Raw genomic sequence first — 24,244 nt, 5'->3', positions numbered from 1 at the left:
CTAAGCTAAAGCCGAGCGAATTGTTTCAATTAATTCCTGACTGTTCCAAGGCTTTTGCAAGTAGCGGTAAAGGTTAGCATATTGTTTTGCTCGGTCAACGGCTTGATCATCTGCTTGTCCTGTCAGCATTACTTTATGGATTTTAGGATAGTTTTGATGAACTTTGATCAAGAGTTCATCTCCTTTCATTCCTGGCATTAACCAATCTGAAACAATGATGAGTAACTGAACCTCTTCACCAGTCAGTTCATCAATGATTTCCAAAGCTTCATCACCACTTTCAGCGAATTCATAAAGGTAAGTATCACCGAATGCGGATTGAAGTTCAATTTCCAAACTTTTTAAGATTACAGCCTCATCATCTACGCATAAAATTACGGCTCTAGGCATATTGTTTTCCTTAACTATTGATGGGTAAAAATACGGTAAATGTAGTCTTGCCAGGTTCAGACTCTACTTCGATCTGACCTTGATGCTTCTCAATAATTTTCTTGACAATATCTAATCCCAAACCGCTCCCTTCTCCAGATGGTTTTGTAGTAAAGAAAGGCTGAAAAATTTTGGGCATAATGTCTGGAGAAATACCTTTGCCAGTATCAGTAATTTTGACATTGGCTCTATTGTCTTGTTGCATCACATCAATAGTTAATGTTCCTGTATTGTCCATCGCTTGTAGAGCGTTGTGAATTAAATTTGTCCACACTTGATTGAGTTCATCGGGATAACACCGGAACGTCGGCATGGAACGATCGAAGTTTCGGATGACTTCTACCCCTAGTTTAGTTTGGCTGTGGTAAAGGGTTAATATAGTTTCAATTCCCTCAATGATATTTGCTTCTACCTTTTCACCCGTCTGATCGTACCGAGCATAGGTTTTTAGGGCAAATACTACCTTTGCTGCTCGTTCTACAGCGGTGATAATAGTTCGGATACTGGTTTGTACGCTACCAAATTGATAGGCAGTTCTCAAAATATCTTGGCTATCTAACTCGCTGAAAAGAGGTAAGAATCTTTCTGGTTCCTCATAAACACCTAGATTGACTAACATATTAGCGATCTCAGCTTCATTTTTAACACCATAAGATTTGACTTGCTCAGTCAAAGCTTTTTTGATTTGACGTTGTTCACGAGTCGATAACATCATTTCTTGTTGCCTTGATTTTTGAAGTAAAGCAAAGAAATCAAGCTGACGTTCTGGGGAAAGTTCTTGGAAAAATTTAGGTAATTGTTCGAGGTTGTTTTTCCAAAAATTGTCAATATTCCTGACAGAGGAATTAATTGCACCTAAGGGAGTATTTATTTCATGAGCTACCCCAGCAACCAGTTGCCCCAAAGCTGCCATTTTTTCTGATAAAATTAATTCTTCCTGGGTAGCTTTTAGTTGTTGCAGGGTATTTAACAATTCCTCAGTTTTAGCTTGGAAGCTTTTTTGCAGATGTCGCAAAGCTAAGTGAGTTTCCACACGAGCTAAAACCTCTTCCACTTGAAACGGCTTAGTAATGTAATCTACCCCGCCTACCCCAAAAGCTTTGACTTTATCAAGTACATCATTCAAGGCACTGATAAAGATTATGGGAATATTGTAAGTTCGTTCATCGGCTTTTAGCTTGGTACAGACTTCATAGCCATCCATCTGAGGCATATTGATGTCTAGCAAAATTAAATCCAGAGGAACACTCTGAGCGGTTGACAGAGCTTGTAAACCATCCCTTGCGGGTCGAACTGTATACCCTTGATTCGTCAAGAGTTCGACTAACAAGCGCACATTCGCTAAGGTGTCATCAACTACTAAGATATTTGCTTTTGCTTCGATGCTTTCAGTGGAAGTCATAAAAGAAGTCATAAAAAAAGATTAATTCCTAGTTTTATCTTTGGTTTCTTGAATCAAAGACACAATTTTGCCATACTCATAATCATTTGCTAATGCTGCTAGGGTATTAGCAATAGAAGCATTATACTGGCGTATTTCATCGATATAGCTATCGATTTTATTCATATCCGAGCAGCTAGCAGCATTTTCTAAATTAGCTAGTAAATGGGTTGGTAAATTAGCTAGTCTGTCTGGGTTTAGAGCCTCTTTAAGTTCTGTTTGAGGCTGAGTTGAAATAGTAGGAATTGTTGGATCATCGTAGATATAACGCACACCGATATGTTTATTCATTGCTGCAAAGATGTCTTCTTCTCGAAACGGCTTACGCAGAAAGTCATCACAGCCAGCAGATAAGACTATCGCCCGCTCTTCTTCAAAGACACTAGCCGTTAAGGCAATGATGGCAGTAGCTTGCCCTTTCGTGGTGGCTTTAATTTGTTTGGTAGCTTTATAACCATCCAAAATAGGCATCCGCATATCCATCCAGATTAAATGGGGTTCCCAGTTATCCCAGATTTCAATAGCTTCTTTACCATTACAAGCTTCTTGAAGTTCAAATCCTAGGGGATTGAGTAGTTTAATTAGTAGTTGGCGATTGAGGGGTTTGTCATCAACAATAAGAATCCGATAACGGGGTTGATTCGGTTCTAGTGCAATAACTCGGCGTGTCAGTTGTTTGCTTTCAATGTCTTCAGCCTCAACGACAGTGACAGCAATAGCGAATTTAAAGATACTGCCACGCCCTACTTCAGAATTAACACTAATATCACCGCCCAGCAGTTGCACAAATCTACGACTAATCGGTAACCCCAAGCCTGTACCTTCTTGTGATTCTTTGCCAGCTTTGGTTTGTACAAAGGCTTCAAACAGTCCGTCTAATTCGTCAGCCGCAATGCCTGCACCTGTGTCTTCGACTTCAAAGGTGATTAGGGATTTCTGATTAGTAATCGGGTGATGCTGGTTTTCGGAGGGAACGCGAGACAGAGAGGAACCCTCACTATGATAGTAGTTACCTGGAAGCGCATCAGAAGGAGATTGCACGGTTGCCTCACTTACTGTTTGGGAATAGTGAATTGGTGAAGAGAAAGAATCTTTCCCAGTCCCCAACCCCACTCGTACCGAAACCCCACCATCTGACGTAAATTTCAGAGCATTATTGAGTAAGTTAATTAGGACTTGACGTAATTTAACCTCATCGGTGCGGACATATCGGGGAACAGTAGAAGCACAATCGAAAATCAATTGCAAATGCTTATCCTCAGCTTTGAGGTGGAACATATCTTCTACATCATCTAATAGACGATAAAAGTCAAAGTTTTTCTCATTTAGACTAGTGCCTCCCGCTTCAATTTTGGAGAAGTCTAATACTTGATTAATTAGGTTGAGAAGGTGTTCTCCACTGCGGGAGATGATGCCAGCATTTTCTATATGTTCGGGGGGAAGAGTAGGACTCTTGACCATCAGTTGAGCAAAGCCGAGAATGGCGTTGAGAGGAGAGCGCAATTCGTGGCTCATATTAGCGAGGAACTGGCTTTTGGCACGGTTAGCAGTTTCTGCCGCAACTTTTGCTTTTTGGAGTTCTGCTTCTGCTTGCTTGCGACGAGTAATGTCTTGAACAGTACCCTCGTAGTGAAGCAATTTACCACTAGCGTCACGAACAGCACGAGCGCTTTCGGAAATCCACACAACTCTGCCGTCTTTGCTATAAATCTGAGACTCAAAATCCGTCACTGCCTCGTACTTTTGGATCAAACGCCTGAACTCTGAGCGGCGATTGAACTCAACATAAAGTTGCTGCTCAACATTGGTGAGGCTCGCCATCAGTTCTGCGGGTGAGGAGTAACCGTAGATACCTGCGAGTGCAGGATTAGCGCTGAGATAATGCCCATCAGGTGTTGTTTGGAAAATCCCATCAATTGCATTTTCAAAAATGGTGCGGTATTTCTCTTCTGCTTGCCGCAGCGCATTCTCAGATTGCTTGCGCTTGTTTTGGCTGCTTGCAAAGGCAATCAAAACATAAAGGATGGTTCCCAGTACCAGTAGGGAAAAAGCTAGCACTAGATACTTTTTTATAGAGAAACCCTTAATGCGTTCTTGCAATAATCCATCTAGCTCAGGAGACAGGACATCATAAAGTGTATATTGAGCCTCTATGGCTTTTGTCCCAGCCGCAAAATAGTCAGATGCCCGGATGTCAATGTTTTGAGAGCGAATTAATTCTTTTTCAACTAAATCTAGAAATGTATCTACAGACTTGAAGCTTTCTTGAGTGTAAGTATCTATTTTATTTTTGAGATCGGTATTTTCTCTTTTAGAGACTTGTAATCCCCGTTGTAATGATTTTATCGGAGATTCTATCCAGCCTAATAAAATTGCAAGTTTTGTTTGTTCATCTGTAGTGATATTCTGTTTTGCGATCGCACCTGTACCCAACCCTCGTATTTGAGCTATTTCTTCAGCCATCGAAGGGAGCTTGGTAACCACAGCATCCATCAGATAATAACTATCAAGCTCCGGATCGAGAATTAGATTTGAAGTATCTCCGACATGAAACATCAGCGAGAGAATATCAGCAATTAGTGCAGTATGTGCATCAAAACTTTCTTTTGGACTCAACTTCAAGACTTTGCCTTTGAGCATCTGCCAATCTTTCTTGAGCGCCATCCAGCGCTCTGTCGTTATAAGTGTGACACCTAGCTGGCGATCGACTGCATCAATGGCTTTGATATCTTCTTCGATTTGAGACTGCTTGAAGATAATTTGTTTTTTAAAAGAACTTTCTCCATTCAAATAACCATAAACCATACCTCGATGCTGTTGCATATCCTCTAAAAGCTTTCTTAAAGGATTGTTGTACTGAAGTCCCAGCCTTTCCTTTTCGGCGAAGTTAATTCTCTGATCAATTTCTGCTATCAGTTGATAAACGACTACGCCGAATGGGAAAAGGAAAACGAGAAGTAAGCCAATCAAGCTAGCTTGTCGGGTTAGTAAGCTGCGTAGTTTTTTTTTCAAGGGGACAATCTCCAGTTCTTAAAAAAATTAGAAGTCTCACTTGACAGAAATGCAAAATTTAGCCCAGCCGTGCCCTTCGCTTTCGAGGTAGCGATCGCACAGTGGGCGCAATAGAATCCCTTTTGGATTTGGGCAGCAGCTAAGTTAACGCTCACAACAAGACATTAACTTACTACTCTTGTTAATAAATACGTCGAAACTTAGATGAAATCAGAAAGATGCTATTAATTTAGCTTGCCCTGATAGCAAACGGGTAAAGTCAGTCGTTAACAAAGGCAAAGGGCAGGAGGCAGGAGGCTTTTATGAAGGAGCATCAGGGGGATTCAACCCTCAGACTTAGCTGAATTGCTGAAATCTTTCTGCTGTAGGGTAAGGGCAGCACCGGGTTATTGAGCAAAAAAGGCAGAGGGCTTTTATGAAAGAGTTTCTGCCCTCTGCCTTCCCTTTAACCTGGAAGATCAATTGCTCCTGAAGTTAGAGTATTGGAAGTAGGGTGTGTGCTCCTCAACCCAACGATTGCTGGCTCGACTGATGCGGGTGGGGATATGCCCCTTAATCGTTGTGAGAAGTATTCTGCAATCAGCTTAAAAGCGATCGCTGACTTTGGGTTGAGTAAGAGAAGTGTTAGCAACCTCGTGTGAACAGGTGCAACTATTTTCATTCGTCGTTCATTACTAAGCTTGCGACAAAGCCAACGGTGACACGCTGCCCTTAATCATACTTTTCTCATGCCTACCCGTAAGCCAAGCTCCAATTTAGGGAAAGACCAACAGGCGAAAAACTTAAAACCCTCTACCAATGCACAAACCCAACAAGCGAACTCCAGTGCCTCTTCAGAGTCAGCACCTGAGCAATGTAAGAACTTAATTGAGCATCAGGCACAACTGGTCAGTTGTCACGAAGTAACTGCACTACCGAATTCTGGAGGAGAGCTTCAGAATGGTCAATTGTTTGTGAAGAGCGATAATTCGCAACAAGATTGCGATTTGTTCCCAGCCGCCAACGAAGACCAAACAATAGACAACAGACAACCAGGAACAGACACAGTACGCGAGTTGGATTGGCTAATTCATTTCCAACGCCACAGCCAGTTGTTGATGGCAGTGGTGGAACCGAGTACGTTTACGCTGCGGTATGCCAATGACTATTTTTGCAGCATAATGGGCATTGCAGGGACTTACGCAGATTTAGCGGATCGAGAAATTCGATTACCGGATTTGTTACCCGAAATGAAAGGGACAGCGGTTGACTCGTTATACCGACAGCATGTATTGCATTTAGTCCTGCGAGATATTTATAAAATTACGGTTCCTCGTTTGCGGCTACTCGATCAACCCGTAATTATTTCTCTAAGGAGTCCTCTCTATCCAGAACCACGTTTTATTGAGTTTGCCTTCCGTTCTGATCAGCTAACGATTGCTCGTATGGATTCCCATGTGGATGAGTTGGCAGATTTGGATTTGGAGCAACTTCTAGAGGAAGATCGTTCGGCAAGGTTAATTGACTCGGCTCAGTTACAAGCTTGGCGGCATCGGCTGCGTTTGGATAATTATCAATTGTCAGGACAGCTACTTTTAGAAGGCTCAGATGTTACAGAACGGGAGACAATTCGACACATTATTGGGCTATTGATTGACCGTGACTCGATTCTCCGTCCAGATAAATTTCGCCGGATTAATAAACATTTGCGATCGCTTTTTCGTGCCACCAATAGCTTAATCCTCAGCGTAGAAAATGAGCAGACGCGGCTATTTATGGGTACGGAACGCAAGGAATTGAGAACGACACTTTACTCAATGGCATCCCTCTCTGGGTCGCATTTTTTAAGAGCCGCTGAGGCAAATCGCGTCTGGAATGTTCCTGATTTGAGCCTAGATTGCCACACAGATTGTGAGCGATCGCTTTTGAATCAGGGAGTTCGCTCGTTATTGCTGATTCCTTTGGTTGTCAGAGCGATGCGATCAAAGGGAACGCGGCAACTGGCGGGAATTGTTGGGCTAATGAGCGATCGCCCCCATAGCTTTGACGGACTCGACTGTAAGTACGCCGAAGAATTGATGCCTGCTTTTACAGCTGCCCTACGCCAAGCAATTCAGCAGCGCCTTACTAATATTCACCCTTCAGTTGAGTGGCGGTTCTTGCAAGAAGCGGAACGACGTAGCTGGGGTTTGCCACCAGAACCAATTGTCTTTGCAAACGTTTATCCACTCTACGGTATCTCTGATATTCGCGGTTCATCCGAAGAGCGCAACCGCTCGATCCAAGACGATTTACTCGAACAATTCCAGCTTGGTTTACGAGTAGTGGAAGCGGTTTGCCAGTTTCAAGAGAGTTCTTTAGGGAAACAACTACAACTCGATTTACTGGAATATATTGAACAAGTTAAAGAACGAGTGACTGTCGATGCTGAAGTCACAGCACTGAGAATTTTAAGCGATCGCCTGGAAGTCTACTTAGACTACTTTGCTCAATGTGGCCCAGACGCTCTTGCTGCCGTCGAAGCTTACCGACGAAGTTGCAGCAATGACCATAAATCAGTTTATGTGTCCCGCGCCCGCTATGACCAAACAATTAGTAAGATTAACAGCCTCTTAAAGCAAACCTGGGAACGGTGGCAAGTACGGATGCAGCAAATCATCCCCCACTACTGTGACGTTGAATCGACTGATGGCATCAACCACATGATGTACGTCGGGGAATCTATTGACTCCAAGTTTTCCGCTTACCACTTGCGTAGCCTCCGCTACGAACAGCTACGCGCTGTTTGTGACTGCGCTCGAACCGCCTTCAATTTTCAAAGCCTTTACGATACCCAGCTAGAAGTAACCCATCTAGTTTTGGTTCAAGACCTCACAGTGGATATTCTGCATGACGAAAACACAGAAAAACTCTTTGAGGTGAGAGGAACACGCGATATCCGCTATGAAATTGTTAAAAAGCGAATTGATAAAGCCGTTGATGAGCAAGCACGGACTCGCATCACCCAACCCGGAATGCTTACCCTAGTTTATTCCACTGAAGAAGAGTGGACAGAATATCAACAATACTTACGCTACTTAGGGCGAGAGGGCTGGGTAGATACAGAAATCCAACTGGGTACTGTCGAACCGCTACAAGGCATCACTGGGCTAAGGTTTGCCCGTGTCCGGGTTTTACCTGCCCCAGAGCAACCTACAGATACTGAGGATTTCCCTGGTATTTTAGATCCTTCACATGAAGCTAGGACTGAAGAGGAATTAACAGATGAATAGTAGTAGAGGCAATTAACATTCCATCAGGAATTCCATCTAACATTAGCTCCTGCTGCCACGTCCATCGCTTCGCCTGTAATAGCGCCTGCTTCAGGCATTGCAAAGAACAAGAGCGCATTCGCTATTTCTTCTGGCTCCAAAAAAGACCGGGGTTGTGAATTGAAGGAGCGCAGCGCATTCTCTAAGTTCTCCTGGGTTGGGTTTTCAGGGTTAGCCCAACGCCGCGCTTCATCATTCTGCGTCATTAGTGTTCGCACTCCCGTAGGATTTACAGCATTGACAGTGATGTTATCTTTCGCTACCTCAGTTGCCACGCATTTGATAAGACCGAGTACGCCCCATTTCGAGGCATTGTAGGAGGGTGAACCGGGAGAACCAAAGCGGCTGTTACACGAGTTGACAACAATAATTCGTCCTGACTTGCGATCGCGCATATGTGGAATTACGGCTCTCATTGAACGCGCCACTCCTGAAAGGTTCACATCGATTACATCGTCCCATTCAGCTTCTGACATCTGATCTAGAGACGGAACGTAGGTACAAATGCCAGCATTGGGAACCATGATGTCTACTTTACCGAATTCCTGAATTGCACGATCAACTGCTGCTTGCATCTGACTACTATTGCGAACATCTGCCTGAATGGTTATGGAGCGCTGCCCCAATGCTTTAATTTGTCGGTCAGTCTCTGCCAAGTCTTCCAGCGCTGCCATTGGATACTTGACTGAATTAATTTGACTGGCAATGTCTAAAGCAACGATATCCGCTCCCTCACGCGCCAGAGCAACCGCGCACGCTCGTCCAATACCACGAGCAGCACCTGTTATGATAGCTACCTTACCTTGAAGCCTTTCCATACGATTACTTCTGTTTACTTCATCTTCTACGGGCGGCTGTCCGGTAGCTTCGTTTACCTGTATGCTGCCAATTGTGGCTAGTCCTGCCAATGCTGCGCTGCTACCTGCAATGATTTGCCGTCTTGTTAAGGATGCCGAAGGCTTTTTTTTACCCGCTTTGTTTGGCATTGATTTAGTTCCCCAAGACATTGATTACAAGCAGCAGAATATAGCGACATTACTATAAAAGTCGTTCACATTCTTGCTAAAACGTATCTATTCTTGCGGTAATTGAGTTCAGTAAGTAGCCTAATACAGAAAGAACTATGACTGCGCTTGGCGGTATGCTTTCGGGGATATTCCCGTTACTTGACGGAAAAGCTTTGAGAGGTGACTTTGGCTGGCACAACCGACACGTAGAGCAATTTCGGTGATTGACAAATCTGTTTTTGTCAGCAGAACCTTAGCTTGTTCGATGCGGCGCAACGTAACATACTGGTGCGGAGATAGTCCTGTTGTCTGCTTAAATTGTCTAGCAAAGTGGTACGGACTCATCGCACTTACCTCCGCAAGATCGGAGAGTGATAAATCGTCTTGGATATGTTCGTTGATGTATTCACGTACACGCCGAAATTTGTGCGGAGGGAGTCCACCCATGTATTCACGGATAGGCTGTGTGGTTGCACAATAGTTGTGCAGTAAGTGAACTGCCAGCGCTGTTGCTAATGACTCAGCATAGAGTTGGCTTCCTGCTTTGTTCTCTTCAATCGCGGCTCTTAAGGCATAACCAATGTGGGTGATTTGGGCATCCTGCTTACCAAGGTAACTGATAATCTCAATCCGATCGGGGTTAGCATCACTGATCCCAGCCGCAACTCCCCGTAAAAAGTCAGGCTTGAGATGCATATTGATGACATCGATTTCCTCACCTTCTAGACGGCACCACTTGCTTGGTAAGCCTGCGGGTACAATCGTTACATCACCTTTCCTCAAACAGCTTTCATGAGTTCGTCCGTCAATCTTCTCCACCAGAGTGACCGGATGCCCAAAATGAACGGCAATGATGTGGCTTGAATAAGCGGGTACACTCAGCTCACTGTAGCTATAAAAATTATGAATTACCTCCAGCCCTCGCCAAGCTTGTTCCCTACTGGATAGAACAGTTGAGTCTGGAATGAGTTGTGATATGTCGTTTATCTTGCGTAAAGACAACGTGGAACTCCCGATCTATCTTTTATGCAAACTTATGACATTTTGTGCAAACTAAAGATTTTTAGTCATCACTCTTACAGTTAGTTTTATAAAAATCTCAAAGCGACTTTGGCAGGTGTGCCTCTTACTTTGCTTAAGGACAGTAGCATGGGGAAATGCCCAGTTTCGCCAGCCCAACTGGCACTAGCAACAATCTTTTTGGAAGCCGTAGGTACGGAGGCTTCCCCTGCTCTCATCCTCCAGTGCCTAGTGGCTCAGGGGGATTTCTCGCAGGCTCTTGTTAAATACTGGAACCAGTTCAGGGCTACTTGCGACGAGTGTGGGGAAGGACTTCGCACTATAATCCTGTCCAACTTTAAGGGGAAAAATTGGCTGTGAATCCAATGGCACCCAAGTGCCACCTGCTGCTTGCACAATCACCCACGCCCCAGCAATATCCCAAATTTTTGGTGTCGCTTCAACACCGCCTAAAGCTGCACCCGCAGCAATAGTGAGGAAGTTGTAACTCGCAACTCCTAGCATCCGAATCTTGCAGGGTAGGGGCTGCTGCAATAAGGATGCACTTCGGGAGCAAAGGTTGAAAAAGTGGTTATTGCTGGGATCGTCTTTGCTGCTGTGGATGGCGCGTCCATTGAGAAATGCACTGTCCTCTACGTCTGTTATTCCCGATTTACCACTCCAAAAGCCATGAAAGGTTTGTCCAATGGGCGGGAAATGAACGTAACCAAATACAGGCGTTCCTTGATAGAACAATCCTAAAGAAATTCCCCAAATCGGAATTCCCCTGGTAAAGTTCGTGGTGCCATCTAGAGGGTCGATAATCCAGCACCATTCTGTATCAGGAAATTTGTGTTCTGCCTCTTCACTCAAAATTCCATGGCGAGGATAGTGAGAAGCGATCGCATTTGTGATCTCCTCATCCGCCCATCTATCCGCTTGCGTCACCAAACTACCGTCAGCTTTTTGCGATGCCTGCACTTGTCCAAAATCTTGCAATAATTGGGTGCCGACTCTGGCTGTTGTCGTCTGGGCAAAGCTTAAAATGTCTGTCCAAAAATCTGTCATCCGATTTTAGAGTTTATAGATTGTTCTTTTAGTAGTCAGTTGTTGTTCACTACTGACTACCAACAAAAAGTGATTTAGTCGAGATCGCTTTCTATAACAGTTGCGATCGCTTCTCTGGCATTAGTGCGAAACTCTTGCACGTTCACTCGCTTAAGAAACCAGACTGCCAGAGCCATGCAGGCAGCTTGAACAGCAAAGACCAACCCATATGCTAACACCAGGTTGCTAAACAGCCTCTTCCCTGTATCAAACACAACCCCTCCAGTCACCGTCGCCACTCCTCTTGCTAAAGCCTGTGCTAACCCCCAAGCACCAATAAATGTCCCTGCTGTTTCTGCTGCCGTTAGGTCTAGCATCAAAGTAAGAGCGCCTGTTGTTAAGACTCCAGAAACCAAACCAAAAAACAGCAAAGCGATTTGCAGTTGTTCTGGCTTATGGGTAAATCCCGATAATACGACCCAGGCTAAAGAGAAGATGACTAATAGACCACCTAATCTAGTTGTCTTGCGCTTCCCCAGACGCGGAACCAGAAGGAAACCCGCTACGCATAGACCAACTAATGTCCCAGTTCCCCAGAATGCGTTGAGAGTAGCTGTTTTACCGACCTCCATGTTGAAGACATCACCACCATAGTTTTCCAGGATGGCGTCTTGCATGAATAACCCAATGGTCATTAGCACTAAGAAAGTAAAAAATAACCCAGTTTGGGGCGTTGCCGTCAAGATGCGCCAAGCTCGATTCAGCGTAATCTTTTCTTCTTGGTTAACTAATGTAGAGCGCAAGGTATAGCGAGAATATTTTTTTTCGACACCCCAGGTTGCCACAAAGGCAAGCCCAAAAACCAGCAAGGGCACAATCAGAAATAAGCGATTAATTTGTACCTGTAGTAACTCAATCGGGGCGTTTAGAGTTAATTTTTTGAGCAAGACACCAATGAGGATTGCCCCAATAATTGTTCCCCCAATCAGCATTGACCAGTCAATGCCCACCAACTTGGAGCGATTATCTTCATCGGAAACATCCACCAAAAGCGTTGCAAAGGGCGTAGAACAAGCGCTGACTGCCAAACCATACAGTGCAAACAGTAAAGCTAGCAAACCCGTCCAAGCATAAGTTGGAGTAGTCCAGCCTCCTGCCTTTAAACTATCGCCCACCTGCCACATCACTTGTACAAGTAGAACCGAAACGATAGCCAGACTTGCGGCACCAACCCAGATATACCCCGTGCGATGATACCCCCACAAAGGCTTCGTGTCGGACATATGCCCAAACCAAATCCGCGCTGGAGCAACAAACAGCGTCAAGGCAAGAATGATTGTACTAAGCGTTGCTGGCATTCCCAACTCTCTAATCAGGACACGGTTGAGTACTCCAAAGACCAGCACTGACATCATTCCCAGTCCTGTTTGGAATAGACCTAGCCGGAACATAGTTAGTAGCTTAAGTCTGGGAAGTGCTTTGCCTTGAACTGAAGAGGTTGGTTGGGAATCGGAGAAATCACTAGTTTCCATAGCTTTTTATTAGCAATGCTTGCAGAATTAAGTATTTTATTTGCGTCTTATATCTATCTAAGGATATACGTTTTTAAGTTCTCTTCCTTGCTATCGATAGCTGTTTGTAACGATACACTGAGTAAATATGAAGAAATATAAAGAAGAGGATTGATAATGCAGACTTTGCAAACCACCACATTAGGTGAAAATGGGCCGACCATTACTTCCCTAGGGATTGGCACTTGGGCATGGGGAGACAAACTCTTTTGGAACTACGGCAACGATTACGGTGCATCTCAGGTACAAGAAGCCTTCGAGGCAACCTTAGATGCGGGGATCAGCTTTTTTGACACCGCTGAAATTTACGGGTTTGGTGAATCTGAATCACTTTTAGGGCGGTTTATGAAGCAGTTGGGGCGTCCTGCACAGATTGCGACTAAATACTTTCCTATGCCTTGGCGATTTTCAGCTCATTCCGTCTCTGATACTCTAACCGAAAGTTTAAAACGTTTACAAGTTGAACAAGTTGCACTTTACCAAGTCCATATGCCCTTTGGCTTCTTCATGAGTCAAGAGACACTGATGAATGCGTTGGCAGATGAAGTGAAGCGCGGCAGAATTGGGAGTGTTGGTGTGAGTAACTACTCTGCCGAGCAAATGCGAGAAGCGCATGGTTACTTGGCAGCACGAGGAGTTCCCCTAGCCGTAAATCAAGTACGATACTCGCTGCTGGCAAGGAAAATTGAGAGTGATGGCATTATGGATACTGCCCGTCAGTTGGGTGTTACTCTGCTTGCCTATAGTCCTTTAGCCCAAGGATTGCTCACTGGAAAATATACGCCAGAGAAACACGTTGAACTACGTGACGCACGCCGAATTGACCCACAATTTAGCAAAAGTGGTTTAGAAAAAATCGCTCCTGTTGTGAAGCTATTGCATCAGTTTGGGGAAAAGTATGATCGCACACCTGCCCAAGTTGCCCTGAACTGGTTGATTGCTCAAGGCAATGTTGTGCCAATTCCTGGCGCAAAAACAGCACAGCAGGCAGCACAAAATGCTGGTGCTTTGGGATGGAGTTTGAACCAAGAGGAAGTTGCCCAATTAGAGCAAGTCAGTCGTCCCTGGCTTAGCTAACAAAGGGAGTAGTAGGTGGTAGGTGGTAGGTGGTAGGTGGTAGGTGGTAGGGGGTAGGTGTGAACTGAATTTTCCAACAACCTACAACCTCCCTTCACCGATAAGTTTCCAACATTAAACAAATGGTATTACTGGAAATGGGCAACCTATTGCCAATTCCCAATTCCTAGAAAATCCGTGCTGTGACCCTTCAGGGTGCGGAATGTAGAGGCTATAAGTTATGGCTTTTTATGCGTAGCTGCTTCACTAGGAACTGAAACAACACGGTGACTCCGCTCAAAATTAGTATTAATCAACTCCAACACAGATTTGGCTATTAATTTATTCGCACTCTGAACGAAGTGTCCATCACCGATAAAGTTTCTCACATCAGTAGCTGGTGCAATATTGTGGGTACTGACATAGGGAATCGAGTTGCTCTCTAGAGTTGGCTTCAGGGCTTGGAACAAATGATCGTCATATCCTCGATCATTAATAATCAAGACAATCGGTAGCTTGCCATCTGCTTTTGCTGTTGCTGAAAATTCTTTGGCAATAGCGCTTAAAACTGGAATATCTAATTCTTTGTTAAACCCAGTAGAATCATGAACCTGATTGGTCACTGCTGTCTGATAGCGCTGTGCCGAAGCTCTACGAATCAAGCGTACAATCGCAGAGTTATCCAGCCAATTGTGTTCAAACAGGAATGGATTAAAAAACTGATCGTGTTCTCTTAGCTGGTTTACCGCTGCGTCCCATTGTTCTTCGTCTTGGAAGGCAGTACGAAGTTGCGCTAATGATTGAATCTTGGGCGAAATTTCCTTAAGCTTCCCATTATCCACCACGTACCGAGGATAAGTATAAGGAGCAGGGGCTTCAAACTGCCACGTCGAGCCGTTCATCGTTCTGAGTCCTTTGACACTGGATGCCAAAATTCCTAGAATCACGACATCGGCTTGATGTCTCCCCCGATCTAATTTGTAGGCAGCGTAGGAGTAGTTAGGTGGCGCAGCGGGTCCCGCGATCGCTCTAACACCTAGCTTGGAATCTATTGCCTTCATCTCATCGCCGACGTAGTTTGAAAATGACATGCCGTAGATTGCAACCAGCAAGTCTTGGTCGGGTTCAGGGCTAACAGGTAAATCTAATTTTTTCCACAATTGTGGGTCTAACCAACCCGCTACAGCTAGCGATGAACTTGATTCATCTGTTGCACCAACCATCCGTGAGAGTTTTCCCTCAACCGATCGCCCATACTCAAAATAGGTATTGAGTTGCCCAGGAGACATCGCCTGTGGATCGGATGGATAGGGGAATAGAATATTAACGGCAAAATCGAACACAAGCAGGAAGAAAACAATCCAAAGTCCCATGACTAACGACTTACGGATTGCTGGGTTTTTCGGGGAATCAGAACTGAGAGTATATGAACTGTGCAGGTGCATTGCTTTGTCCCATTAACACAATAATGATCAGTGCTGCATAAAGGGCTGCACGCGCTGGAGTTGGGAAGCGACGTTTTAGTTGTGAATTTTCAGCCAGGTATTCAACAACCTCATAGCCAATCAAAAGAGGAATGCCCAAGAGTGCAGGTAAGGGTGGCTTAGGAATACTCAAGGTCAAATTGCCAAAATCGAGAAATAGAATCTTTGTGAAGGTGATAATTTGAGCCAGAGAGGTGGCGCGAAACAACAGCCATCCGTAGCAGGTAAGGACAAAGAAGAATAATGTCGTTCCTAAGCCTCCTAAGAGACTCAAAGCAGTCTTGCTAGGTTGTTGTTTCTTAGCTTTAGGGGTAAAGAGTCGATACCCGCATAGCAACGCCCCCTGATAAAAGCCCCAGAGGACAAAGTTCCAGGCAGCACCGTGCCAGAGTCCGCCCAGCACCATTGTTGTCATCAAATTTTGATAGGTTTTGCGATCGCTTTGACGGCTTCCTCCGAGGGGGATGTAGAGATAGTCTCGTAGCCAAGTGGAGAGGCTGATGTGCCAACGCCGCCAGAACTCGCTGGGGTCTTTTGAGAAGTAGGGTAAATTGAAGTTCAGCATCAGCTCGATACCGAACAACTTCGATACACCTCTCGCCATATCCGAGTAGCCGGAGAAATCGCAGTAAATTTGGATTGCGTAAAGGAACGTTGCCAAGACAACATCAATCCAAGAAACCGTCCCACTTGTCCCGTAGATCGCATCAACTGAAGTCGCAACTCCATCTGAGATGGCTACTTTCTTGAACAAGCCAAATAAGATCAAGTAAACGCCTTCGCTGGATTGCTTAAAACTCAGCTGACGTGGTTTGGCGAACTGAGGCAGTAACTCCGATGCTCGATCAATTGGACCCGCTAGTAATGGGGGGAAATAGGCTAAGAAGAGTGCAAAGTTTAAAAACTGCGGTGTTGCTTCGATCTTGCGTCGGTAAACATCAACCGTGTAACTAATCGTCTTAAACGTGTAGAAGGAAATTCCTACAGGTAAAACGATGTTTAAGTGTAAGAGTTCTGCCTGAATGCCAAAGGTACGAATCGCTCCCTCGGCGCTGCCAATAAAGAAATTGAAGTACTTGAAGAAGCCGAGAAGGGCAAGGTTAGTAAATATACTAATAAATAGGAATAAGTCACGGCGCGGCTTTTCGTCCATTGCGGTGAAGCGTGGATACAGGAGATTTGCGATCGCAACAATTGCCCCTGTCCCCAGGAATACCAGCCAACCTGACCAAGCTGTAGGTAGCAGTTTTGCCCACTGCACAGATAGAGATAAGGGTTGAGTCGTTAACCCAACCGCATCCCACTGCACCGTCACAAAGAAAAACCCGGCGCATACGGCAAACAAAGAAGCCACGCCACGTTTCTCTTTCGACAACTGCCCTCTTCCAATCATTGATCCACAGTAGAAGTCAACTACAGTAGATAGAGTGATTAGAAACAAAAACCATACGTCCCACCAGCCATAGAATACGTAGCTGGCAATCAGTAAGGTCAAGTTTTGCCCTCGCAAAGTTAGGCTGCGGTAGAGGCAATAGGTAACTACAAAAAAGACTACGAACTCAATCGAGTTAAATGTCACCTTTCAAGCACCCACATTAACTAGTAGAAGTTCAAAAGTTCCTTCTGACCTAAAATTTAAATACAAAACTTAGCTCAGAAAAGGGTTTGTGTTCAAACTTGAGGCGTATTATTGCATGGCTCCCAAGGCAGTGCCACCGATTTTTATCAGCTTCATCAAAGCTTTACTTTATTGCAAAGTTGAACTCATAAGCCTTACGCTCTGGTAGGTTGAGCCAAACATTGTCTTCGTAACACGAGGCTTTTGGTAGTCACGGCTACAAGAAGAAAGATTCTTTCCAATGGCTGAGCCTCGTTGTTGGGAAATATCATATACTCAACTATATTAAGAATGTTTGCGTATGCTTGCATAATGCCAGCGTCTACTATCTACCTAATATCTCGTGAGGAATAGCATCAGTGACATCACAGCTACAGATTGCTCAGAAAACTGAAGAACCCTTAATTGCAGCATTTTTCCGAAAATCATCAGGTAACTGGCGCTCTGAACGCCGCTACTATACGCTGCCGGACGGAGACACAAAGGAAGTGGTTAGCCAGATTAATATTCGTTTTTTGGAGCAAGGCTGTGATGAACTACTACAGCTACAGCAACTGCATGAGCTACCCACTGACATGGTTTTGACCTGTGGTGCTTGTGTTAGCTGGAAAAGCAGCGATTCTGTAACGGGAAAAAAGCAGTCAGAAGATTCAACCTTGTTTGGAGCGCTAGGAGATATACTTTATCGCGATCGCGGTTTTGCAACCTCCAAACCAGTCACCGCTCAGTTCTACTTCCCCAACCCTGAAACCTTGTGCTTACGAACAGAATACAAAGGTTCTGTGTTTGAGGAAGAACTAAAACTCGTGGGTGAACACTACCGTACAAGGCAAACAATTATCTCCCGTGCTGGTGAGCAACAGATGATTGGGCAGTACTTGGAAAAGCGGTTAGAGATTGCTGAATAACGGTATGATTTCCGCCAATTCCCCGACTTCTGTATCAAAATTATCCAGTAGCAGTTAGGTTTTGACAAAAAATTGGGTCTGGGTTGTCTTTTATGTAATTCCCTATTAGGTTGGATCTTACTCACTTAACAACTAGATTATGGGATAAATAGATACATCTGGACGGGAAAAATCATCAGTGTACTTATTCAACAAAAATGGGGGATAGAGCTTAAGAACAGCCGCATCTATGAAATTCTTGATTCCCTCAAAAAGCTGATAATGCAAATCTTGGAATTCCTGATGAAGATGTGCTGGCATTTGCTATTAGTGATAATCGCATAATTCTCACACTCAATCGCTCTGATTTGATTCGAGTGTATCGTCCATCAAGATGAAGACACCGTGCGATCGCATAGCAGCTATTGCGCGATCGCAACATACGGCACGATATTGGCACTTATAACTAAGAAGTTGATTTGATGCGATCAAGATTACCTTGGCAATTTATGCGATCGCACTCTTGTCAATGCGATACTTGATGTTATCAAGCGCCATCTTCAAGCATTACCTACAAGGCGCTAGCTTCAGTCAGGGAGAGCATTCTACTATTCCGGATACCTTACTTGAGTTAGTAGAAAGTAAGTAATAGTACTCTCTTGGCGGCTTGATATGCCACATATTCACTACCTGCCTGATGAAAAACGCATTGAGGTTGATGAAGGCGAAATCATCCTTGAGGCTTCTTTGCGCTTCAAAATTCCTCATACTCATGTCTGTGGAGGGCTAGCCCGTTGTTCTACCTGCCGTGTTCTAGTCGTCGAGGGCTTAGAAAATTGTGGTGAACGGAACTCAGCAGAAAAAGCGATCTGTGAACAACTGCACTTTACTCCAGCGATTCGGCTAGCTTGTCAGACGCAAGTTTTTGATGATGTAACAGTACGCCGAATGGCAATCGACACAGAAGACTTGGAAATAATCAACGATGAAATGAGGGGAAAGGTTGTTCCCAACACCATCGATCAAGAAAAACAAATAGCCATCCTTTTTGCTGATATACGCGGATTCACCTCCTTTTCTGAAACAGTACTTCCCTACGATGTCATCTATGTTCTAAATCGGTACTTCCGGAAGATGGGGCGAGTCATCAATCGCTACGGTGGCATGATCAATAACTACATGGGTGATGGACTGATGGCACTCTTTGGGATGGAAAACTCTCAACAAGCTGCTGAACAATCTGTGAGGGCAGCCCTTGAAATGCTTGAGGCGATGGAAAAATTCAATTCCCACTTAGAAACTTTGTACCATCAAAGTTTGAAAATTGGGATTGGCATCCACTACGGAAGTGTAGTGATTGGTGAAGTTGGAGCCTCCGATAACAAAAGAGTAACGGCTATTGGTGATGCTGTTAACTTAGCCTCGCGTATTGAATCAGCTAATAAACTTGTCGGCACCAGCTTGCTGATTTCCGAATCCATCTATGCACAGGTGAAAGAGCAAGTCATTATCAACCAATGCCATAAGGTGCAACTTCCTGGTAAGAGTGGCGAATACCTACTGTATGAAGTCGTGGGAGTGACTTCCCCCAATGTTCGCCAAGAGATTCTCCCAAGTGTGAGCCAAAGCTCACCTCTACAACGTTTGTTCAAGAGGGTTAAGCAATTCCTCACTTTTGGCTGGAAAAGGCTGAAGAGAATCTTGAGATAGTTGATTCAGTTCACAGCAACTAAGCCGTCTACTCTACTCATTTATAGCAATCAGCAGTCAGCTTTGGGCGGTCAGCTTTGGATCAAATCGGCTCTAGTTAAGGAACGCTCTTCTCCCCTTAATGTCCTAACATTCGTGGCTACTGCTATATCTGAGTTGAACACATCATCGCCAGATCTTGATCGTCTTATCCTTGCTGCCACTCACAAGAGTTTGCCCATCGGGGCTAAAGGCAATAGAAAGTACCCAATCTGAATGTCCAGAGAGAGTACGGTATAGTTCCCCAGTTTGTAAGTCCCAAATCTGAACAGTCTTGTCAAGGCTTCCACTGGCAAGAGTTTGCCCTAAAGGATCGATCACAACGGAAATGACGCGGTCAGAATGTCCTTCTAAGGTGCGGATCAGTTTTCCACTCTGCAAATTCCAAATCTTAATTGTCTTGTCCCAACTACCACTCACAATTGTTTGCCCATCTGGACTAATAGCCACCGTTCTCACCGCATTAGAATGTCCTTCTAAGGTGCGGATCAATTTTCCACTCTGCAAATTCCAAATCTTAATTGTTTTATCTTTACTGCCACTCACAAGCGTCTGTCCGTCAGGACTGATTGCAACTGCCCAAATCGAGTCAGAATGTCCAGAGAGAGTATGGAGTAGTTCTCCATCTTGAAGATTCCAAATCTTGATTGTGCTGTCATAACTGCCACTGACAAGCGTCTGTCCATCAGGGCTAATTGCCACTGACCAAACTGGGTCAGAATGTCCAGAGATAGTGCGAAGTAATTCTCCTGTCTGCAAATTCCAAATCTTGACAGTTCTATCCACACTACCACTAGCTAGAATCTGTCCGGAAGAATCAATAGTGACGGTTCTTACTGCGTCTGAATGACCAGAAAAGGTACGCAACAGTTCACCATCACCTAAATTCCAAAGCTTGATCGTTTTGTCAAGACTACCACTGGCGAGAGCCTGTCCATCGGGGCTAACGGCAACCGACCAGATTGAGTTTAAATGCTTAGAAAGAGAGTTGGCTAGAGAAATTGCTTGTTTGTCAACGATTGGTTCTGTTTCGGCAAGTGGTTTTACGTCCTGAACAACTGATGGCTTAGATGAGTGTGACGAATAGTAGGCTCCTAGTGTTACAGCTAGAGTCATAATTAGACCAACTCTAACCATTTGCCAAACGGATTTGGGTTGCGGCAATGGAGAATCGCCACTTAGAACCTCCGGTTCCTCAACAACCGTAGCAGAAAGGGTTGCTGTACCTTTTACCACCGAGTGAGCTGCCTCAGATATTTCCTTAGAGGTAAGTGTGGAAAACGGCGAATAACTTGATGTTGATATTGGCGATCGCATAGTCGGCTGCTCACCATACGTCCTCATCCATCGTGAATCCAGTGCAGAGTAAGGGGCGCTAGCTGTATAGGTAACCTCGCGCAATTGTCCAGATGTAGCTGCTTGCAGAGCCTTTTCCAACTCATCAACCGACCCAAAGCGCTCTCGTGGTGCTTTTTCTAAACACTGCATTACGACTGCCTCAAGTTGCGGCGATAGTTGCTCACACCCTAGCTGTTCGCGCAATGGTAGAGGTGGTTTAGATGCATGAGCGATAGCCCAAGCTAAGCTACTTACTTTATTTGTAATGAAAGCCAAGCCAAATGGGTCAGTGCCAGAAAGCATCTCGTAGATAATGATGCCCAAGCTGTAAATATCTGCTCGCTCATCCAAGTCTTTCTCAACTTCAAGCTGTTCAGGAGCAGCATAGTGGTATGTACCTAAAAATACATTTGTGGCATTCGTCTGTTCAACTTGGTCACTACAAAGTTTAGCAATCCCAAAATCGAGAATTTTTACTAATTCTCCCAGCACTGTAGGCACAAGAAAGATATTTTCTGGCTTTAGATCGCGATGGACAACTTTGACATACTCACTAGAAGCTGCACCATCATACCAAAGGTTAATCCCTTTATGAGCAAGATGTAGACCTGCACAAACTTGAGTAACAATGCTGACTGTTCGTTCAACCGACAGACGCTGCTCTCGTTTCAGCAGTTTTCCTAACGTCTGTCCACAAAGATACTCCATGACAAAGAAGGGATACCCTTCGTCCGTGACACCATGATCACTAACTTGAACAATGTGGTCACTCCTGAGGGCAGCGCATAGAGCAACCTCACGCTCAAATCGCTTTCTTACATCTGTTGATGCTGCCAGTTTTTCCTTCAATAGCTTCAAAGCAACTGGCTGACCAAGCCGAGTATCCATCGCCAAGAAGACTTCTCCCATACCACCTTCTCCCAAGCGTTTGTCGAGGCGATAACGCTGGTGATTACCAATCAAGTGACCGATCCAAGGCTCTGGCAGTTGAGGAAGGTTCATCTGGCAGACTGCAACCAATAAGAAGTCTAGATTATAGGCATAGAAGAATCATGATGATTCTGCCAACTGGCAGACTATGCCCCTAATGTACCAGCGTTGATGATTAATACAATTGCTTTGCTTTATGTGTTAGCGATCGCAACTACGGCTCTATGAGAAAAGGCACAACAGTCTTAGTAATAAAGTTCTTCTATAATTCAAAAATCTACCTTTAGTTAGAAATGCCTTAACTTTTTACTCAACTTATTAGGGAATACGTGATGAATGCCAGCAAGTATCAAATGGGTGTATTCAAGATGATCCGCCTACCCTTACAGGCTGTAATTATAGGACTTAGCCTTGCTAGTGGAGGACTTCTCGCACAGACACTTCCACTTCCCTCAAATCTAATTAACTTCAACTCCGCTGAGGGAGAAGAGTTACTGATGGAAAGCCAAGCGCGACAGGATTATTTCCCACTAAGTATTCAGTTTATACCCAGAAAAATCAAGCTTACTGTGGCGTGGCAAGTAGCGTGATGGTGCTGAATGCGATCGCAATTCCTGCCCCTGAAGCACCTGAATTTGGTCAGTATCACGTCTTTACTCAAGACAACTTTTTTAATGTACAAACTCAACAAGTCATAGAACCAGAGGTTGTTGCTCGTCAGGGTTTAACGCTGGAGCAATTAGGCAAACTTGTAGAAAGCTATCCTGTTCAAGCGGAAGTTCACCACGGCGGCGATGTGACACTAGACGAGTTTCGTACCTTGGTGAGTAAGAATTTGCAAGAATCGGGAAATTTTGTTTTGGTCAACTACTTGCGTAAAGCTATTGGTCAAGAAACAGGAGGGCATATCTCTCCTGTAGCCGCTTACAACGAAGAGACTGATCGATTTCTCATCTTAGATGTATCGCGCTATAAATATCCTCCAGTTTGGGTAAAAGCTGAAGAACTCTGGAAAGCAATGGCGACAGTAGATTCTGCTTCCGGCAAAACACGGGGATTTGTGCTGGTAAGCACCCAACCATCATAATAAGTTATGAGCTAAGATAGGCTTCCCGGTAGATATAACCTGTTCGACAATATCAGCGGCTCGGCTTACTCCACCTGCACGAGCGATCGCCTCAGCTAGCCTAGAAGCATTGTTTCTATAAGAATCGTCCCTCAACACCCCTGCGATCGCATCTCGTAATTTGGGAACACTCAAGCGAGCAAGAGGTATAACTTCCCCAGCCCCAGCCCAGGCTAGACGTGCGCCCACCCCTGGCTGATCATTGGCAATTGGAATCGCCACCATCGGCACTCCGTTACTTAAAGATTCCAGAGTGGTATTCAAACCCGCATGGGTGATGGTAAGGGTAGTTCGTTTGAGCAGTTCCAGTTGAGGCGCATAGCCAACAACTAGGGGTGAACCAGGAAGATCTGGCAAGGCTTCTGGGCTAGTTGCACCACCCAGAGAAATCACCAACTGGGCATCTAGTCCCATACAAGCCTCAGCAATAGAATGAAAAATCCCTAACAAACGATTTTGTATTGTCCCCATTGAGGCATAAATCAGGGGTTGTCCAGTCAGTTTTTCAAAGGAAAAAGCGACAGGTTCTCGACTGGCAGGATTGTGATAGGGGCCGGTGAAATGGAAGCAAGGCGGCAAATTCTGCCTGGGGAACTCAAACTCAGCAGGCTGTTGACTTAGCTGCGCCAGTTGGGAGTACCTATCATTTGGGGTCAAGTGTTTGGGTAACTTCCACTGTTGGCGATACTCTGCGATTGTCTCTCGCAATGGTCTTCCAATACGGTTCAGTAGAGAATATGCTCCTCGATTCCTTAGCACTGCCCACCAGGCAGGGTTATAGCCCCAGGATGTATAAAAAGGAGGAACACTAGGTTCTCGATTCAACAGCAGGGCACTACACATACTAATGAAGGGAATGTCCAGAAAGTCTGCAACAGTTCCTCCTTCCGGTGAAACCTGATCTACTAACAGTGCCTCTACACCAGCTTCTTTAAGTGCTGCTGGAGCTTCACGTAGGAACATTACTGCCATCTTTTGTATCCAACTGCTGGTGTACTGCAAGGCAGCAAACTTGCTCTTGGTTCCCAGTTCGGCAAACAACTGCCTCATTGCTCCACTTGGAAACTCAGACTCACCAATTGCCCAGAATTCTAATCCTGCCGCTAGTGTCTTGGGTTTGGCATCAAGTATCCCGACTAATGTGACGCGATGACCACGTTGTTGCAGTTCACGACCTAAAGTAGTCATCGGGTTGAGGTGACCAGCAGCGGCAGGACAGATGATGCCAATGTGAGCCATATGCCAATCCAGGAAGAGGGA

At 44.8% G+C, this 24,244-nt stretch carries 17 protein-coding genes and 1 pseudogene; 6 read left to right on the top strand and 12 right to left on the bottom strand.

What is annotated here, in order from left to right; genetic code table 11:
* The 3 genes from AC5JL3_RS31900 to AC5JL3_RS31890 are packed head-to-tail and all read right to left on the bottom strand — an operon-like array spanning position 1 to position 4,882.
* Positions 1 to 390 (bottom strand): response regulator, encoded by a 390-nt coding sequence (locus AC5JL3_RS31900; protein ID WP_496078277.1) that lies wholly within the window; start codon positions 388 to 390, stop codon positions 1 to 3.
* Positions 391 to 400: 10 nt separating this feature from the next.
* Entirely contained in the window at positions 401 to 1,843 is a 1,443-nt protein-coding gene (locus tag AC5JL3_RS31895; RefSeq protein ID WP_496078276.1) for a sensor histidine kinase, read from the bottom strand.
* Between the two features lie 9 nt (positions 1,844 to 1,852).
* On the bottom strand, positions 1,853 to 4,882 hold the full coding sequence (locus AC5JL3_RS31890) for a hybrid sensor histidine kinase/response regulator (protein WP_496078275.1): 3,030 nt from the start codon (positions 4,880 to 4,882) through the stop codon (positions 1,853 to 1,855).
* 497 nt (positions 4,883 to 5,379) lie between these two features.
* On the opposite strand from AC5JL3_RS31890, the gene AC5JL3_RS31885 reads away from it, so the two are divergent.
* Both AC5JL3_RS31885 and AC5JL3_RS31880 read left to right on the top strand, forming a co-directional pair.
* Positions 5,380 to 5,523, top strand: coding sequence for a hypothetical protein (locus AC5JL3_RS31885; protein WP_496078274.1), 144 nt, complete (start codon positions 5,380 to 5,382; stop codon positions 5,521 to 5,523).
* Between the two features lie 87 nt (positions 5,524 to 5,610).
* On the top strand, positions 5,611 to 8,133 hold the full coding sequence (locus AC5JL3_RS31880) for a GAF domain-containing protein (RefSeq protein ID WP_496078273.1): 2,523 nt from the start codon (positions 5,611 to 5,613) through the stop codon (positions 8,131 to 8,133).
* Positions 8,134 to 8,156: 23 nt separating this feature from the next.
* Here AC5JL3_RS31880 and AC5JL3_RS31875 read toward each other — a convergent pair whose 3' ends face one another.
* The 4 genes from AC5JL3_RS31875 to AC5JL3_RS31860 all read right to left on the bottom strand — a co-directional run bounded on the left by AC5JL3_RS31875 (position 8,157) and on the right by AC5JL3_RS31860 (position 12,757).
* A complete protein-coding gene (locus AC5JL3_RS31875; RefSeq protein WP_496078272.1) occupies positions 8,157 to 9,158 on the bottom strand; it encodes a mycofactocin-coupled SDR family oxidoreductase in 1,002 nt (333 codons plus the stop codon).
* 135 nt (positions 9,159 to 9,293) lie between these two features.
* A complete protein-coding gene (locus AC5JL3_RS31870) occupies positions 9,294 to 10,181 on the bottom strand; it encodes an AraC family transcriptional regulator (protein WP_496078271.1) in 888 nt (295 codons plus the stop codon).
* Positions 10,182 to 10,427: 246 nt separating this feature from the next.
* Positions 10,428 to 11,246 (bottom strand): inositol monophosphatase family protein, encoded by an 819-nt coding sequence (locus tag AC5JL3_RS31865; RefSeq protein ID WP_496078270.1) that lies wholly within the window; start codon positions 11,244 to 11,246, stop codon positions 10,428 to 10,430.
* Between the two features lie 74 nt (positions 11,247 to 11,320).
* Entirely contained in the window at positions 11,321 to 12,757 is a 1,437-nt protein-coding gene (locus tag AC5JL3_RS31860; protein WP_496078269.1) for a BCD family MFS transporter, read from the bottom strand.
* 165 nt (positions 12,758 to 12,922) lie between these two features.
* Here AC5JL3_RS31860 and AC5JL3_RS31855 point away from each other — a divergent pair, with 165 nt between their 5' ends.
* Entirely contained in the window at positions 12,923 to 13,873 is a 951-nt protein-coding gene (locus AC5JL3_RS31855; protein WP_496078323.1) for an aldo/keto reductase, read from the top strand.
* Positions 13,874 to 14,091: 218 nt separating this feature from the next.
* Here the strand turns inward: AC5JL3_RS31855 and AC5JL3_RS31850 are convergent, their stop codons facing one another.
* A complete protein-coding gene (locus tag AC5JL3_RS31850) occupies positions 14,092 to 15,297 on the bottom strand; it encodes a hypothetical protein (protein WP_496078268.1) in 1,206 nt (401 codons plus the stop codon).
* Entirely contained in the window at positions 15,263 to 16,690 is a 1,428-nt protein-coding gene (locus AC5JL3_RS31845) for an MBOAT family O-acyltransferase (RefSeq protein ID WP_496078267.1), read from the bottom strand. Before AC5JL3_RS31845 ends, AC5JL3_RS31850 begins: the two co-directional genes overlap by 35 nt.
* 623 nt (positions 16,691 to 17,313) lie before the next feature.
* On the opposite strand from AC5JL3_RS31845, the gene AC5JL3_RS31840 reads away from it, so the two are divergent.
* Positions 17,314 to 17,862, top strand: a complete 549-nt coding sequence (locus AC5JL3_RS31840) for a phycobiliprotein lyase (RefSeq protein WP_496078266.1) — start codon at positions 17,314 to 17,316, stop codon at positions 17,860 to 17,862.
* Between the two features lie 132 nt (positions 17,863 to 17,994).
* Here the strand turns inward: AC5JL3_RS31840 and AC5JL3_RS31835 are convergent, their stop codons facing one another.
* A complete protein-coding gene (locus tag AC5JL3_RS31835) occupies positions 17,995 to 18,162 on the bottom strand; it encodes a hypothetical protein (RefSeq protein ID WP_496078265.1) in 168 nt (55 codons plus the stop codon).
* A gap of 351 nt (positions 18,163 to 18,513) precedes the next feature.
* Between AC5JL3_RS31835 and AC5JL3_RS31830 the strand changes: the two genes are divergently transcribed.
* Positions 18,514 to 19,551: an adenylate/guanylate cyclase domain-containing protein gene (locus tag AC5JL3_RS31830; RefSeq protein WP_496078264.1), complete on the top strand. Its 1,038-nt coding sequence runs from the start codon at positions 18,514 to 18,516 to the stop codon at positions 19,549 to 19,551.
* Between the two features lie 165 nt (positions 19,552 to 19,716).
* Here AC5JL3_RS31830 and AC5JL3_RS31825 read toward each other — a convergent pair whose 3' ends face one another.
* On the bottom strand, positions 19,717 to 21,930 hold the full coding sequence (locus tag AC5JL3_RS31825) for a protein kinase domain-containing protein (protein WP_496078263.1): 2,214 nt from the start codon (positions 21,928 to 21,930) through the stop codon (positions 19,717 to 19,719).
* Between the two features lie 260 nt (positions 21,931 to 22,190).
* Here AC5JL3_RS31825 and AC5JL3_RS31820 point away from each other — a divergent pair.
* Positions 22,191 to 22,945, top strand: a pseudogene (locus AC5JL3_RS31820) (phytochelatin synthase family protein).
* On the opposite strand, the gene AC5JL3_RS31815 reads toward AC5JL3_RS31820, so the two are convergent.
* The gene (locus AC5JL3_RS31815; RefSeq protein WP_496078262.1) at positions 22,940 to 24,223 is read right to left on the bottom strand and encodes a glycosyltransferase; all 1,284 of its coding nucleotides are present in this window, start codon (positions 24,221 to 24,223) and stop codon (positions 22,940 to 22,942) included. The pseudogene AC5JL3_RS31820 and the gene AC5JL3_RS31815 sit on opposite strands and share 6 nt — an antisense overlap.
* Positions 24,224 to 24,244: the final 21 nt, after the last annotated feature.

The sequence above is a fragment of the Symplocastrum torsivum genome, from assembly GCF_059505465.1.
The sequence above is the reverse complement of the archived record's forward strand: the minus strand, read 5'-3'. Positions and strand labels throughout refer to the sequence as shown.